At 70.4% G+C, this 15,664-nt stretch carries 11 protein-coding genes; 1 reads left to right on the top strand and 10 read right to left on the bottom strand.

Features of this window, described 5'->3' with window-relative positions; all coding sequences use genetic code 11:
* Positions 1-20 precede the first annotated feature (20 nt).
* From WAF18_RS06690 to dusA, 3 genes are all read right to left on the bottom strand, one after another.
* Positions 21-707, bottom strand: coding sequence for a response regulator transcription factor (locus WAF18_RS06690; protein WP_232115533.1), 687 nt, complete (start codon positions 705-707; stop codon positions 21-23).
* A 58-nt stretch (positions 708-765) separates the two neighbouring features.
* Positions 766-954: a hypothetical protein gene (locus WAF18_RS06685; RefSeq protein WP_337244421.1), complete on the bottom strand. Its 189-nt coding sequence runs from the start codon at positions 952-954 to the stop codon at positions 766-768.
* A gap of 360 nt (positions 955-1,314) precedes the next feature.
* A complete protein-coding gene (dusA, locus tag WAF18_RS06680; protein ID WP_337244420.1) occupies positions 1,315-2,295 on the bottom strand; it encodes a tRNA dihydrouridine(20/20a) synthase DusA in 981 nt (326 codons plus the stop codon).
* A 236-nt stretch (positions 2,296-2,531) separates the two neighbouring features.
* On the opposite strand from dusA, the gene WAF18_RS06675 reads away from it, so the two are divergent.
* On the top strand, positions 2,532-2,942 hold the full coding sequence (locus tag WAF18_RS06675; protein ID WP_337244419.1) for a hypothetical protein: 411 nt from the start codon (positions 2,532-2,534) through the stop codon (positions 2,940-2,942).
* A 44-nt stretch (positions 2,943-2,986) separates the two neighbouring features.
* Here the strand turns inward: WAF18_RS06675 and glgX are convergent, their stop codons facing one another.
* Genes glgX through glgA form a run of 7 tightly spaced genes read right to left on the bottom strand, consistent with a single transcriptional unit; the run spans position 2,987 to position 15,280 of the window.
* Positions 2,987-5,185: a glycogen debranching protein GlgX gene (gene glgX, locus WAF18_RS06670; protein WP_337244418.1), complete on the bottom strand. Its 2,199-nt coding sequence runs from the start codon at positions 5,183-5,185 to the stop codon at positions 2,987-2,989.
* On the bottom strand, positions 5,185-5,361 hold the full coding sequence (locus WAF18_RS06665; RefSeq protein WP_337244417.1) for a DUF2934 domain-containing protein: 177 nt from the start codon (positions 5,359-5,361) through the stop codon (positions 5,185-5,187). The genes glgX and WAF18_RS06665 overlap by 1 nt, the downstream gene beginning before the upstream one ends.
* An 11-nt stretch (positions 5,362-5,372) precedes the next feature.
* Positions 5,373-7,880: a malto-oligosyltrehalose synthase gene (treY, locus tag WAF18_RS06660; RefSeq protein ID WP_337244416.1), complete on the bottom strand. Its 2,508-nt coding sequence runs from the start codon at positions 7,878-7,880 to the stop codon at positions 5,373-5,375.
* The gene (locus WAF18_RS06655; RefSeq protein ID WP_337244415.1) at positions 7,877-9,772 is read right to left on the bottom strand and encodes a 4-alpha-glucanotransferase; all 1,896 of its coding nucleotides are present in this window, start codon (positions 9,770-9,772) and stop codon (positions 7,877-7,879) included. The genes treY and WAF18_RS06655 overlap by 4 nt, the downstream gene beginning before the upstream one ends.
* A complete protein-coding gene (gene treZ / locus WAF18_RS06650; RefSeq protein ID WP_337244414.1) occupies positions 9,769-11,520 on the bottom strand; it encodes a malto-oligosyltrehalose trehalohydrolase in 1,752 nt (583 codons plus the stop codon). Before treZ ends, WAF18_RS06655 begins: the two co-directional genes overlap by 4 nt.
* A complete protein-coding gene (gene glgB / locus WAF18_RS06645; RefSeq protein ID WP_337244413.1) occupies positions 11,517-13,730 on the bottom strand; it encodes a 1,4-alpha-glucan branching protein GlgB in 2,214 nt (737 codons plus the stop codon). Before glgB ends, treZ begins: the two co-directional genes overlap by 4 nt.
* Positions 13,727-15,280, bottom strand: a complete 1,554-nt coding sequence (gene glgA, locus WAF18_RS06640) for a glycogen synthase GlgA (RefSeq protein WP_337244412.1) — start codon at positions 15,278-15,280, stop codon at positions 13,727-13,729. Before glgA ends, glgB begins: the two co-directional genes overlap by 4 nt.
* Between the last annotated feature and the right edge of the window lie 384 nt (positions 15,281-15,664).

Genomic DNA, 15,664 nt, shown 5'->3' with positions numbered 1-15,664 from the left:
GCGACTGCCGACCGCGCGGCTCACCCCTCGCCGTTGCGCGGGATCGCGAACCGGTAGCCACGGCCCCGCACGGTTTCGATCGGCTTGAGCGCGCCGTCCGGATCGAGTTTCTTGCGCAGGCGGCCGATGAACACCTCGAGCACGTTGGAATCGCGATCGAAGTCCTGCTGGTAAATGTGCTCGGTCAGATCGGCCTTCGAGACCAGCTCGCCGGCATGCATCATCAGATACTCGAGCACCTTGTACTCGTAGCTCGTCAGATCGACATTCTTGCCGTCCACGCTGACCGTCTGCGCGGCCAGATCCAGCGTTACCGTGCCGCATTCGAGCGTGGGCTTGCTCCAGCCCGCCGCGCGGCGGACCAGCGCATTGATGCGTGCGAGCAGTTCCTCGACGTGAAACGGCTTGACCAGGTAGTCGTCCGCGCCCTGCTTGAGGCCGTCGACCTTGTCCTGCCAACTCGAACGTGCGGTCAGGATCAGCACCGGAAATTGCTTGCCCTCTTCGCGGAGCGCCTTGATCAGCTCCATGCCCGACATCTTCGGCAACCCCAGGTCGATGATGCCCACGTCGAACGGCACTTCGCGGCCCATGTACAGGCCCTCTTCGCCGTCCTGGGCAGCGTCGACGGCAAAGCCTTCGCGCTTCAGCCGGGCGGCAAGGGTCTCACGCAGGGGAGCTTCGTCTTCGACGAGCAGGATTCGCATGGGGTCAACTCCGGTCGAACGGCCGGACCGGCCGTGAATTGGGGGCGAGAATGCAGGATCAATCGTCGTCGCCGCGTGCACGGGCGTCACGCCCACGCTGCTGCGGATCGTCGACGTACACCCGGACCCGGCCGCTATCGTCCATCACCTTGATGCGATTGACGTCGCGGCCATCGGCATGCATCCGCTCCACGCTGAGCACCCGGCCCCGCGTCGTGCGTTCGATCCGGCGGACCGAAGCGGACATGGAATCCTGGGCGCCCCGCGGGCCCACGTTCTGCCGCCCCCACGATGCCCGCATGTCGGGCCCGCTGCGGGCGTCTCCCATCGGCGGGCCCTCTTGCGCCCGCACCGTCACGGCCGCGCCCGAGGCGCAAAACGCCACAGCGAGCAGGATCAGCGAAGTGGGTCTGGACGACGGGGCAGGCACGGCCGCTCCTTGAGCGTGGGTCGGCGGACTAATGCATGGCATGGTCGGGCGGAGGCGGTGAATCCGTCCTTAACTTTTCGTTGACAAGGCTGTCTGTGTTCAGCTTCGAAGGGGGTCCGATCATGTCCGGATTCGGCCAAGGGTGCAACGGCGGTCCCTCGATCCGACGTCAATGGATCAGGCCGGCACCGCGGTCGCCTCCAGTGCCTGCTCGACCAAGGCCCAGTCGGCGCCCGGCCGGTGCGCACCTTCGCTGAGGATCTGCCGGAAGCGCCGCCCGCCCGGTTGTCCGTGGAACAGCCCCAGCACGTGGCGCACGACGTGCTTGAGCGCCACGCCCTCGGCCAGGCGCGCCTCGATCCAGGGACGCAACGCCCGCAGCAACGCCTCACGCGGCTGTTCCACCCGCCCCCACAGCGCGGCATCGAGCCGGTGCAGCAGATAGGGATCGTGGTAGGCGGCGCGGCCCAGCATCACGCCGTCGACATACCTCAACTGCTCATGCGCCGCCTCCAGCGTCGCAATGCCGCCGTTGACCACAACCGGCAGCGCCGGGCGCTCGCGCTTGAGCCGCCAGGCCCAGTCATAGCGCAGCGGCGGGATGTCGCGGTTCTCCTTCGGCGACAGCCCCTGCAGCCAGGCATTGCGCGCGTGCACCACCACCATCGATGCACCGGCGGCGACCACGCCATCGACGAACGCGACAAACGCGCCGTAATCGTCGTCGTCGTCGACCCCGAGCCGGCATTTCACCGTGACCGGCACCGGGCTGGCGGCGGCCATCGCCGCGACGCAGTCGGCGACCAGCGCGGGCTCGCGCATCAGGCAAGCCCCGAAACGCCCGGCCTGCACCCGATCCGAGGGGCAGCCGCAGTTGAGGTTGATCTCGTCGAAGCCATGCTCGGCGGCAATCGCCGACGCCTGCGCCAGCAACGCCGGATCGCTCCCGCCCAGTTGCAGCGCCAGCGGCGCCTGCTCGGGCGTGGCCGCGAGCAGCCGCACGCGGTCGCCGTGGATCACCGCGTTGGCATGCACCATCTCGGTGTACAGGCGTGCGCCGGGCGCGAGGATGCGGTGGAACTGCCGACAATGAACGTCGGTCCAGTCCATCATCGGGGCAACCGAGAGCCGCAGGGCGTCGGGGTCGAAAGTGTGCATACGGCTTCCGTTGGGCGCGACGTGCCGGCCTTGCCGGCGTGGGCGTCGCGCGAGGCCCGTCGCGTCGCGGGCCGTGCAGGGTCGGCCATTGTGCGCCCGCGCGCCTGACGCCTCAAACGCCACCGTCTGAACGACCGGTCGGTGTCTGTACGCGCGGGCGCCACAACGCCGCGAATGCGGGCGCATTGCGATGCTGCACAGCGATCGCGCCGCAGGCGCGCCTGAGGGGCCGTTCGATGGTGTTCGTCTTCCTGTTCGCCGCGCTGCTGGTCGTCTGGAGCTTGGGCGCGGTGCTGCTGTGGCACGACACGCCTCGCACCAGCGATGCGCTGGCCTGGGTTGCCGGGCTGCTGGCGCTGGCGACTGCGGCGGCGTTCGGCGTCGGGCTGGTCGGGCTCGTGCGCTACGGCGACTGGGAGGCGTTGACAACCGCGCAGGCACTGCACGCAGTATTCGGCGAGGGCAGCCTGGCACTGCGTCGCTCGGAATGGGGCTGGCTCAACCGGCTGTCGGGCGTCTATCTGGGGCTCGATCTGGGCTGGACGCTGCTGATGCTGTGCGCAGCGCAGTTCGCATCGATCGGCTTCTGGTCGACGCATGCGCAGCGGCGGCGCGCGTCACGGCGCGGCCGCCCGAAGCGCGACTGATCGCGGCCCGCGATCCATCGCACGGTCGGCCTGTGCTGCGCCGCTCAGCTGGCGTCCGGCTTGGGTACGGACTGCTGCGCCGCCGTTGCGCCCGCACCCTCATGTTCGGCCACCAGCAGCATCAGGCTGCGGTCGACCAGTGCCCGTGTCGCGCCCGGTGCCAGTTGGCCGCGGTCGTCCGGATTGGCGGTGTCGATCAGCACGCGCCACGGCACGCCATCGATCGCCGGCGGTGCGAAGTCGACAGCGTCGGCGCTGGCATTGATGAGCAGCAACAGGCTGACATGGCGGGCGTCTGGGTGCCCTTCGGCGTCCTCGACGCGACCATCGAGCTGGACCATGATCGCGCGCGCATTCGGGTCATCCCATTGCCCAGGCGAGAGCTCGCTGCCATCGGGCGCGAGCCAGGCGATGTCGCGTACGCCGCGACGCTCGTCGAATCGGCCGTCGAGGAACCGCGTGCTGCGCAGCAGCGGCTGGTCGCGACGCAGCCGCGCGAGCCGCCCGACGAAGGCCGACAGTGCCGCGCCCTCGCCGCGCCAGGCCGCCTCCCAGTCAAGCCAGGTCAAGGGGTTGTCCTGGCAGTAGGCATTGTTGTTGCCCTGCTGGCTGTGGCCGAACTCGTCGCCGGCCAGCAGCATCGGCGTGCCTTGCGACAGCAGCAGGGTCGCCAGCAGGTTGCGCTTCTGCCGCGCGCGCAATGTGTTGATCGCGGCGTCGTCGGTCTCGCCCTCGACGCCGTAGTTGGCCGACAGGCTGTGATCGTGGCCGTCGCGGTTATCCTCGCCGTTCGCCTCGTTGTGCTTGTCGGCGTAGGTCACCAGGTCGTGCAGCGTGAAGCCATCGTGCGCGGTGACGAAGTTCACCGAAGCACGCGGACGCCGACCGCGGTGGTCGAACAGGTCGGCCGAACCGGTCAGCCGCCGCGCGAACTCGGGCAGTTGGCCGGCATCGCTGCGCCAGAATGCGCGCATCGTGTCGCGGAACTTGTCGTTCCACTCCGACCAACCGGGCGGGAAGTTGCCGACCTGGTAGCCGCCCGGCCCGATGTCCCAGGGCTCGGCGATCAGCTTGACCTGGGCCAACTGCGGATCCTGGCCGACCGCATCGAGGAAGCCGCTACTGCGATCGAAGCCATGCGGTTCGCGCCCCAGGATCGTCGCCAGGTCGAAGCGGAAGCCGTCGACGTGCATCTGCGAGGCCCAGTAGCGCAGCGAGTCGTTGACCATGCGCAGCGCGCCGGCGTTGGTCAGATCGAAGGTGTTTCCGGTGCCGGTGTCGTTGATGTAGTAGCGGCGGTCGTCGGCAAGCCGATAGTAGCTGGCGTTGTCGATGCCCTTGAACGACAGCGTCGGCCCCAGTTCGTTGCCCTCGGCGGTGTGGTTGTAGACCACGTCGAGCAATACCTCGATGCCGGCACGATGCAGGTGGGCGACCATCTGCTTGAACTCGGCGATGTTGTGGGACGCCAGGTAGCGCGGATGCGGTGCGAAGAAGCCGATCGAGTTGTAGCCCCAGTAGTTGCGCAGGCCGCGTTCGAGCAGGTGCTGGTCGTCGACGAAGGCATGGATGGGCAACAGCTCGACCGCGGTCACGCCCAACCCGCGCAGGTGGTCGATCAGGGCATCGTGCTTGAGCGCCGAGAACGTGCCGCGCGCAGACTCGGGCACGGCGGGATGGCGCATGCTCAGGCCGCGCACGTGTGCCTCGTAGATCACCGTGCGATCCCATGGCGTATGCAGCCGGCGGTCCTCGCCCCAGGTGTAGGCCGGGTCGATGACCGCGGCCTTGGGCATGTACGGCGCGCTGTCGCGACGGTCGAAGCTCAGGTCGGCATCGCGGTGACCGACGGTGTAGCCGAACAGGTGCGGCGCCCATTTGAGCTCGCCGACGATCTGCTTGGCGTAAGGATCGAGCAGCAGCTTGTTGGGGTTGAAGCGGTGGCCGGCATCGGGTGCATAAGGGCCATGCACGCGATAGCCATAGAGCTGGCCCGGTCGGGCGTCGGGCAGATAGCCATGCCAGATCTCGTCGGTGTGCTCGGGCAGCGTGATGCGTTCCTGCTCGCGGCCACGCGCGTCGAACAGGCACAGGTCCACGCGCGTGGCATGGGCCGAGTACAGCGCGAAGTTCACGCCCAGGCCGTCCCAGGTCGCCCCCAGCGGGAACGGGCGGCCTTCGCGCACGCGCGAGCGCTGCAACAGGCGCGGTGGCGTGGCGCGCGCAATGCGTGGCGCGGCCATCAGCGCGGCATCCCGACGGCGTGTTCGATGTTTTCGCGCTCGGCCTGCAATTCGGCATCGACGAGCCGCTCGGCCATCGCCCAGTGGCGCAACGATTCGCCATCGGGGCGGCCTTCGGCCTGCCAGATCTCGCGCGCGAGCTCCCGGATCCGGGCCGTGCGCTGCTGTTCGTCCATTGTCGTTCGACTCATCGTTCGGCGGTGAGCACCGCCAGGGGAAACCGCGACCACAGCGCCGTGAGCCGATGCCGCCCGCCTGTCACGACGGTGCCGGCGATCGCATCGCGCCAGCGGCCATCGGGAAGCACGATCGACGTCGTATTCCAGACCCGGGGAACCAGTGCCGGCGCGTCCCCCTCGACCCAGGACAGCCCGAACGCGCGCGGCACGAGCACTATCAGCGCATCGCCGTCATGCCGTCGTGTACATCCAAGCACTCGATCGGCTGCATCGCCGTCGGCGTACAGCGGGGCATAGTCGCCATGCGCGAACAGCGCCGAGTGCGCATGACGCAAGGCCAACAGACATCGCCACAGCCAGGCCTTGGGACGCCCCTCGCGCCAGTCCGCATCGGGTGCGCGGTCGTCAGCCAGCCACGCCCGGCGCAAGTCGAAGTCCACCGCACGTCGATTGTCGGGATCGACCAGCGACAGATCCCAGCCCTCGCAGCCCTGGTACAGGTCCGGCACACCGGGCACGCACAACTGCAACGCCGCCTGCGCCAAGCCGACAACCACGCCCGGCGCGGCCAAGCACTCGGCCGCCTGCGCGAGCACCGCGCGCGCGCTGTCGTCGGCAAGCGCGCGACCGAGCAGCGCCGTCGCCGCGGCCTCGTAGTCGGCATCAGGCCGCGTCCACGACGAGCGCAGCTTGGCCTCACGCAAGGCCTTGAGCTGCCAGGCGGCGACGCGCTCGCGCAGGTGCGCGACGCCGGCGCTGTCGTCGGCGCGCAACGTGGGCGGCCAGGCGCCGACCAGCGTCTGCCACAGCATCGCGCGGTCACCGCCATCGACCGGCGCGCAGGCTTCGACCAGCGAGGACTCAACATCGGCCACGACATTCGCCCACCAGGTGGGCTCGGCGCTCAACAGCGCCAGCCGCGCCCGGACGTCGGCGCCGCGCTTGTGATCGTGGGTCGAGGTCGCCAGCAACGCCCGCGGCCCACGGCGGGCAGCGGCCGTATGGAAGTCCTCGACCGGCAGTGCCAGATGCTGGGGGTGGCTGCCGACCTCGTTGCGCGAGAGCAGCACGCCGTGGCGATAGAACGCGGTGTCCTCGACCGATTTCGCATTGAGTGGCGCCGAGAGGTGTTCGCAGCGCAGGCGCAGCGCGCGCGAGGCCGCGCCCGGGCGCTGCAAGGCCTCGAGCAGCGCAGCGACCGCGACCGCCAGCACCGCATCGTCGTCGCGCGCGAGCGCGCGCTGCGCCGCGGTCTGCCAGCGCGCCAGGTCGTCGGCGTCGAAGCCGCCCGCATGCGCATAGGTCCGGTAGACCGGAAACTCGCACAGCACCGCGACCAGCGCCCGGCGCAGCGCCGGCGCCCCCAGTTCGCGCAACGCGGCATCGCCGGCGACCACGGCGTCGAGGGCGCGCGCCGCGCGGTCGGCTTCTGCGGCCAGCGCCCGGTCCAGTTGCTGGTGACGCGCCAGTCGTTCCTCGGCAGCGAAATCGCCGCTGCGTCCGCTGGCCGCACGCCATTGCGCCTGCAGCGCGGCCTCGCCCTCGCCGGTATGCAAGACGCCGGCGACCTGGTCCATGAAGTCGTAGCCGGTGGTGCCGTCGCAGGCCCAGTCGGCAGGCAGCCCCTCGCCCGGCGCGAGAATCTTCTCGACCAGCAGCACCGGTCGATCGGGCCCCATGCTCGCCGCATCAAGGGCGCGGCGCAGGCGCCGCAGGTAGCCGCGCGGATCGGCCAGGCCGTCGACGTGGTCAATGCGCACGCCGTCGATCGCGCCCTCGGCCAGCAGCCGCAGCGGCAGCGCATGCACCGCGTCGAAGACCGGCACGTGCTCGATCCGCAGCGCCGCCAGCGAGGTGATGTCGAAGAAACGCCGGTAGTTGACGCGATCGAAGCCCGTGCGCCACCACGCCAACCGGTAGGGCTGCGCCAGCGCGAGCGCCTCGAGCCGCGCCGGGTCGGCATTGCAGGCGGCGCACCAGGCGGCGCGGTCGCCTTCGGGCGCGCCCGTCACTGGGAACGGTACCATGTGATGCACCAGCACCGGGCCGCGCGCACCATCCTCGACCTGCAACACGCCATCGGCGATCGCGTTGCGCAGCGGCCGGTCGAGCACCGGCAGCCATAACCGACCCTCGCGACCGGGCGCACGCCAGTCGATATCGAACCAGTCCGCGTGGCGCGACGCACGTCCCTGGGCAAGCACGTCCCACCACCACGGATTGTCGGCGTGCGTGGCCATGTGGTTGGGCACGATGTCGAGCAGCAGGCCAAGGCCGGCGTCACGCGCAGTGCGCGCCAGCCGCGCGAAGCCGACGTCGCCACCGAGCTCGGGATTGAGACGGGTGGGATCGATCTGGTCGTAACCGTGCGTCGAGCCGGGCACCGCGGTACCGACCGGCGACAGGTACAGTTGACTGACACCAAGCGCGGCGTAGTAGTCGACTTGCGCTGCGGCAGCGTCGAAGCCGAAGTCGGCATGCAGTTGCAGCCGGGCGGTCGCGCGCAGCGCGGTCATGGGCATTTCCTCGCGCGATCGAACGCGGCCAGCGCTGCATCCAACGATGCGTCGGGCGTGGGCAGGCGTCGGCGCCAGTTGGGATGGGTGTCGACCGTGCCCGGTAGGTTCGGCTGCTCGTCCAGGTCCAACGCATCCTCGGCGGGCAACAGCGCGAGCGGCGAAGGCGAAGCGGCGACGAAGGCGCGCCAGGCTGTCGGCCCGGTCGTCCCCATTGCTTGCGCACAAGCCGCGTCGAGCGCGGCAACATCGGCCGCGCGTGCTTGCCGCTGCACGCGCTGGTCCGCCGGCGCCAGGCTCCCCAATCGCAGGCGCCAATCGAGATCGCGGCCGCATGCCCAGCCGGCCAGCGTCGGCAGGTCGTGGGTCGTGGTGGTCGCAATGGCTTCGCGGCGCCAGCGCGACGGCGGCAGGAAGGCGCCATCGGTGTCGCGGGTGAACGGCAGTACGTCGATGCCGAGCACGCCGCGACGGGCCAGCGTGTCGCGGATGCCGGGCGGCACCACGCCCAGGTCCTCGCCGATGACGATGCAGCGATGGCGCCATGACGCCAGCGCGACCAGATTGAGCAGATCGTCCAGCGGACAGCGCAGGTAGGCACCGGCGGACGAGGGCGCGCCGCGCGGCACCACCCACAGGCGCATCAGGCCGAGGATGTGGTCGATGCGAATCCCGCCGCGGCCGCGCATCGTCGCATCGAGCAACGCGCGGAACGGCGCGAAGCCCTGGCGTCGCAAAGCGCTGGGGGCGTAGCTGGTGACACCCCAGACCTGGCCCTCGGCGTTGAAGGCGTCGGGTGGCGCGCCGAGTTCGAGCCCTTGCAGCACCGCGTCCGGGCAGGCGGCGGCCTCGGCGCCGGCCGGGTCGAAGCCCACCGCGAGATCGGCGATCAGCCCCAGGCCCATGCCGTGTTGCCGAGCGGCGTCCTGCACAACGTCCCAGCTCCCAGCCGCCAGCCATTGCGCGAAGCGATGCAGCGACGGATCGTCATCGCCAAAGTCGGCGGCGGCGTGCTTGGCGAAGGCGTCGAGCGCGGAACCGCCTGCGGCTTCGAACTGCGTCAATGCCGCACAGGCGGTCTCGGGCAGTCGATCGCGCGCCTCATGCAGCGCGCGCAGCCGACGCCAGCGCAGCCCGGCCGCGGCCGGCCAGTCGACGAGATCCGCGTCCGCGCCGTCGGTCGCGAACAACGCCAGCGCCGCGCACAGCGCGCGGACGGTGTCATCGCCGAGCACCAGGGCCGGTGCGGCGTGGACCGGATCGAAAAAGCGCCGATCGCTGGGCGAATACGGACTGTAGAGGCCGCCCGGCGGTCGCGCGGCATGCACCGGACTGAGCGCCAGCGCATCGCCGCCCGCGGCCGCGACCCGCTGCGCCCAGTCGAGCACGCCGGCGGCATCGCCGACGCCGCCATCGTCCACGGCGCGCGTGCCGTAGACCTGCAGCCCGACGCCCCAGGCACGCGGTGCGGGGATACCGAGCGCATCGGCGACGCCGAAACAGCGCGTCGGGGCGACCGCGAGCGTCTGCGTGCGCCCGTGCCAGACATATCGCCAGTCGCCGGGCCGGACCGGTGCGCGAGTGCAGCCGTCCGCCGGGACGGTGACCACATGTTCGTCGCCGTCCTCATGGATCAGTGTCAGTGTGGCGCCGGCCGGCAAACGACAGGCCATGCCGGCTTCGGCGGTCGCCAGCGGCGGTGGGATCGCGTCGGCAGCGGCGCATGCGCGGCGCGCCGCCTCGATCGCCGCCGGTGTATGGGTCTGCAGGCCCAACGCCGTGAGGATCGCGCGCAGTGCGCCGTCGTCGACAATGCGCGCGCGGCCGGCGGCGTCCTCCCATGCGCGGCACAGCCCGGCGGCGTCGGCCAACGCATGGAGCGCGGCGTTCATGCCCGCCCCCAGCGCAGCGCCGTGGTGTCGGGCGGCACCTGTGACGCATCGGGACCGCCGTCGCTGCGGTAGTGGCCGAGCGGGGTCGCAAGCTCCGGCTCGAACGCGACCGGCGTCGTGCCCAGATTGCAGACCAGCTCCATGTGCCACGTGCCATCCGACCAGGCCGCGCGCACCGCGGCCGGCGCGATGGCGCGCGCGCCCTGTGCGCGCAACGCGCGAAGCCGCGGTACCAACTGCGCGCGGCGCACCGCCAGCAGGTCGGCGAACCAGGCGGCCCATTCGGCGCCCGGCCCGGCCTCGGCCTCGCCCGGGTCCAGACGCGCCAGTTCGAACGTCGCGAGCGCATTGGGGTCCGGGATCCGCGCGCGCGCCTGCGGATCGGCGAAGGCGGCGAACGACGCGAACTCGCGGCGCCGGCCTTCGCGCACCGCGGCATCGAGCGGCGGCGGGAAATCGGTGAAGAACGGAAACGGCGCGGTCGCCCCCCAGGGCTCGCCCATGAAGAACAGCGGCACCATCGGCGTGAGTGCGGTCAGCGCCAGCGCCGCGCGCAGCCGCGCGGCCGGCAGCTGCGACGCGAGCCGATCGCCGAACGCCCGGTTGCCGATCTGGTCGTGGTTCTGTGCGAACGCCACGAAATGCTGCGGCGGCACCTGGGCACTGGGTTCGCCACGCACGAGGCCGCGTGCATCGGCCTCGCCCTGGAAGGCGAACCCCTCGCCAAGCACGCGCGCCAAGTGGGCGGCCGGCGCATCGGCGAACGCGGCGTAGTAGCCCTCGGTCTCGCCGGTCAGCAGCACATGCAAGGCATTGTGGAAGTCGTCGTTCCACTGCGCGTCGTAGCCATCGCCGCCGAGCCATGAGGCCGTGTTGTGTTCGTTCTCCAGCACCAGGTGCACGTGCCGCTGCGCCGGTATCTCGGCGCGCAGCGCAGCACGCAGGGTCTTGAGGAACGCCGGCGGCGCGATTGCGTGCACGGCGTCGAACCGCAGCCCGTCGATGCGGTATTCGTGCAGCCACATGCGCGCGTTGTCGATGAAGAAACGCTGCACCCGGGGCTGGCGGAAATCGATCGCCGCGCCCCACGGCGTCGGCGTGTCGCTGCGGAAGAACACCGGCGCGTAGGCCGGCAGATGATTACCGTGCGGACCGAAGTGGTTGTAGACCACGTCGACGAACACCATCAGGCCATGTCCGTGGGCTTCGTCGATCAGCGCGCGCAGTTCGTCCGGCGTGCCGTAGGCCGAGGCTGGCGCGTACGGCAGCACGCCGTCGTAGCCCCAGTTGCGCGCGCCCGGGAACTCGCCCAGCGGCATCAACTCGATCGCGGTGATTCCCAGCTTCGCCAGCCGCGACAGCTGCGCACGCACGCCGGCATAGCCGCCGCAGGCGCCGACGTGCAGTTCATAGAGCACCGTCTCGTTCCAGGGACGCCCGCGCCAGTCGTCGTGGCGCCAGCGATAGGCCGCCGGATCGACGACCGCGCTCGGGCCGTCGATGCCGTCGGGCTGCCAGCGCGAGGCGGGATCGGGCACCAGCGCGTCATCGAGCCGGTAGCGATAGCGCAGGCCGGGCGCGGCGGGCTGGTCGAGCACGAAGCCACCGTCGCCGTCGGCACGCATCGGCACCGGCGCACCGTCCTGGGGGACCAACCAGGCCTGCGTACAGGCAGGCGCCCAGATCGAGAACCGCACCGTGCCGTCAGCCTGCAGTTGCGCGCCCCAGGCGCCTGCCGGCGTGCTCACCCGAGGCATTTCAGCCAGATCGTCGCCAGCGGCGGCAGGGTCAGCCGCAGTGACTGTGCGTGACCGTGCATGCTTTCGGGGGCGGTGACGGCATCACCGCCGTTGCCGACATTGCTGCCGCCGTAGTGGGCGCTGTCGGTATTGAGAATCTCGCGCCAGCGCCCGGCATGCGGCACCCCGACCCGATAGCCGTGGCGAACTTCTGGGGTCATGTTGCTGACCACCAGCACCGGACGTCCGCCGCCGGGACGATGGCGCAGGAAAGCGAACACGCTGTTGGCGTGGTCGTCGCCGACGCTCCAGTCGAAACCCTCGGGCCGGTCGTCGGCGACATACAGTGCGGAGTGCGCACGCAGCAGGGCATTGAGATCACCGACCAGGCGCTGGATCCCGGCATGCCCCGGGTCGTCGAGCAAGTGCCAGTCCAGCGCACCGTCGTGGGCCCACTCGCGGCGCTGGCCGAACTCGCCGCCCATGAACAGCAGCTTGCGGCCCGGGTGCGCCCACATGAAGCCGAAGTAGGCCCGCAGGTTGGCACGCTGGCGCCAGTCGTCGCCGGGCATCTTCGACAACAGCGCGCCCTTGCCGTGCACGACCTCGTCGTGCGAAAGCGGCAGCACGAAGCGCTCGGAGAACGCGTACACCATGCCGAAGGTCATCTCGCTGTGGTGGTGCCGGCGATGCACCGGGTCGCGCTGCATGTACTGCAACGTGTCATGCATCCAGCCCATGTTCCACTTGTGCGAAAACCCCAGGCCACCCTCCTCCACCGGCGCGGTCACCCCGTGCCACGCGGTCGATTCCTCGGCCATGACCCAGACGCCGGGATGGCGGGCGGCCACCTCGGTGTTGAGCCGGCGCAGGAACGCGACCGCCTGCAGGTTCTCGCGCCCGCCGTGTTCGTTGGGCACCCACTCGCCGTCGCCGCGGCTGTAGTCGCGGTAGAGCATCGAGGCAACCGCATCGATGCGCAGCCCGTCGAGATGGAAGCGTTCGATCCACTCCAGCGCGCAGCCGATCAGATAGCCCGAGACCTCGTTGCGGCCGTAGTTGTAGATCAGCGTGTTCCAGTCACGATGCAGGCCTTCGCGCGGGTCGGCGTGCTCATAGAGCGCGGTGCCGTCGAAGCCCTGCAACCCGTGTGCATCGTCGGGGAAGTGCGCGCCGACCCAGTCGACGATCACGCCCAGACCAGCACGATGGCAGGCATCGACGAAGCGGGCGAAGCCGTCGGGCCCGCCGTGGCGCGCGGTCGGCGCATACAGTCCGGTCGGCTGGTAACCCCAGGAGCCGCCGAACGGGTACTCGCCGACCGGCAGCAGCTCGACATGGGTGAAGCCCAGCCCGGCGACATAGGGCACCAGCTGCGCGGCGAGCGCGTCCCAGTCCAGCGATGCGCCGTCGGACGTCCGCTGCCACGACGCCGCGTGGACTTCGTAGATACTCATCGGCAGGTCGGCGCGTGTCTCGCGCTCGGCCATCCAGGCCTGGTCGGTCCACGCGAATGGCCCTTGCTGCGGGACGATCGACGCGGTCGCCGGCGGCAGTTCGGCCTGCCGCGCGAGCGGATCGGCCTTGTGCGCCAAGCGCCGGCCGTCGCCAGTGACGATCGCGAACTTGTAGCGCTGCCCGGCCAGATCCTGCGGCAGGAACAACTCCCACACGCCCGCGGTATGCCGCAGGCGCATCGGATGCCGGCGCTCGTCCCAGGCGTTGAAGTCGCCGACCAGGGCGACCCGCTGCGCATTCGGGGCCCAGACCGCAAAGCCGGTGCCGGGCACGCCATCGAGCGTCCTGGCATGGGCGCCGAGCGCGCGGCGCGTCGCATCGGGATCGCCGTCGCGCAGCGCATGCAGCGTCGCCTCCTCCAGCACCGGGCCGAACCGGTACGGGTCCTCGGTGATCTGCACCGCGTCAGGCCATTCGATGCGCAGGCGGTAATCGGTCCCCGTCGCCAGCCGCGCCTCGAACAGGCCGCGCGGATCGCGCGCGCGCATCGGCGCCAGCACCGCACCGGTCGCGTCGACCAGCGCCGCGCCGTGTGCCCCGGGCAACAGCGCGCGCACCGTCATGTCACCATCGGCCTGGACGTGCGGGCCGAGCAGCGCGAATGCATCGGCGGCGCAGGCCTCGAGCAATGCGTCGACTTCTGGCCCCAGGTCGTCCGAGGCATGCGCCGGATCGTGGCCGGCGCTGGCAGATCCGCTCATGCGGCGCGCGCCGCGGTGCGCGCGTAGAGGTCGGCGTAGCGCTGGCCTGCGTGCTCCCAGCCCGAGGGCACCAGCATCGCGGCGCGACGCATCGCCGACATCAGACCCGGCAGCCGCCAGGTCCGGAACGCGCGTCCGACGCAACGGCGCAGCGCATCGGCCGACGGCTCGGCGAACAGGAAGCCGGTCACCCCGTCGTCGACGGTATCGATCAACCCACCGGTGGCATGCGCGATCGGCAAGCTGCCGAAGCGCTGAGCGTACATCTGGCTCAGCCCACAAGGCTCGAAGCGCGAGGGCATCAACAGAAAATCGGATGCGGCATAGACGCGTCGCGCCAAGCTCTCCTCGAAGCCGATCATCGCCGCCATGTGCGCCGGATAGCGGCCGCACAGCGTGCGCACCGAGCGCTCGATCTGCCGTTCGCCCTGGCCGACGAACACGATCTGGCCGCCGGCGGCGGCGATCTGCGGCGCTACCTCCACCACCAGGTCCATACCCTTCTGGTGCACCAGCCGAGACACCACCGCAAACAGCGGTCCGCGGCTCTGCGGCAGATGGAACTCGCGCCGCACCTGCTCGGCGTTGACGTTCTTGCCCTGCCACTGATTGACGCTGAAGTGCACGGGCAGATGCGCATCGGTGCGCGGATCGTAGCTGGCGTCCACGCCGTTGATGATCCCGCTCAGGCGCCCGGCCGCGGCGCGGCGTGCGAGCAGCGCATCGAGTCCGCAGCCCAGCTCCGGGCCGGTGATCTGGCGCGCGTAGCTCACGCTCACGGTGTTGACCTGGTCGGCATGCACGATGCCGGCCTGCAGGAACGACAGCCGGCCGTAGAAGTCCAGCGCCGGCGCGGCGGCCTCGGGAATGCCCAACTGTGGCGCCATCGTCGCCGGAAACAGGCCCTGGTAGGCGAGGTTGTGGATCGTCAGCAGGCTGGGGACCGCGATCCCCTCCCAACGCAGGTAGCCGGCGGCAAGCGCACACGGCCAGTCGTTGAGATGCAGCAACCGCGGCGTCCAATCCAGGCCAGCGCGGCCGGCGGCGATCTGCGCGGCTGCATGCGACAGGGTCGCAAAGCGCACTGCATTGTCGTCCCAGTCGGTGCCGGCATCCGAGACATAGGGTGAGCCCTCGCGCTCGAACAGCGCGGCGTTGAGCAGCACGTAGACCGGCAGGCCGTCGGCCTGGCGCACCAGGCCGATGCGGCAGGCCGGCAATGCGGCGCTGCCGGCGATCTCACCGACGATCTCCAGCGCGCCGGCCTTCTCCAGTACCGCCGGGTAGCCCGGAATCAGCACCCGCACGTCATAACGCGCGCGCAACGCGCGTGGGAGCGCAGCGGCCACCTCGCCCAGACCACCGGCCTTGACGAAGTCGCTCATCTCCGACGTCACGAACAGCGAGGGTTGTCGCGCTCGCGCGGTGACTGCGATCCGGGCGGTCGGAGCGGAACGGGCGAACCGGCCGCGTGCATCGCGTTGGCGCTGCAAGCCGCGAACGGTCTTGGCGCGGACCACGGGTCCTGGGTGGTCGATGGGCTGTGGCATGACGAAGTCCGATAAGCGTGGCGACGAACGGCCGTCATACGGCGCGCTGCCCGGGCAGGGCGGCGATCCATGGCGGGATGGCGTGTGGGGGAGTCACCGGCGACGGGACGATCGTCCCGGCCTTGAATCCACTATGGGAATGCGCCAATAAAAGCGTCGTGAAGCGGGCATGGCCGCGATGTGACGCCTGGGACGAACTTTCGCCATCTCGGAAGCAGGCAACGGGCACAACGATGCGATGAATGCGCTGTGGGGACGCTGCCCGTCAGCGCTGCGCCTGAATCGCGCACGCGGATCGATCGCGTTCTGCCTCTCGATCTACAGGCCGGTTGCCTCGACACTGCCGCGCGCCGCATGGCCGATGGCGCGAGCGCAAGGCCGGTT

The sequence above is a fragment of the Luteimonas sp. gir genome (assembly GCF_037198055.1).
In the GTDB taxonomy this organism is placed as follows: Bacteria; Pseudomonadota; Gammaproteobacteria; order Xanthomonadales; family Xanthomonadaceae; genus Luteimonas; species Luteimonas citri_A.
This window is presented reverse-complemented; position numbering and strand designations above follow the sequence as displayed.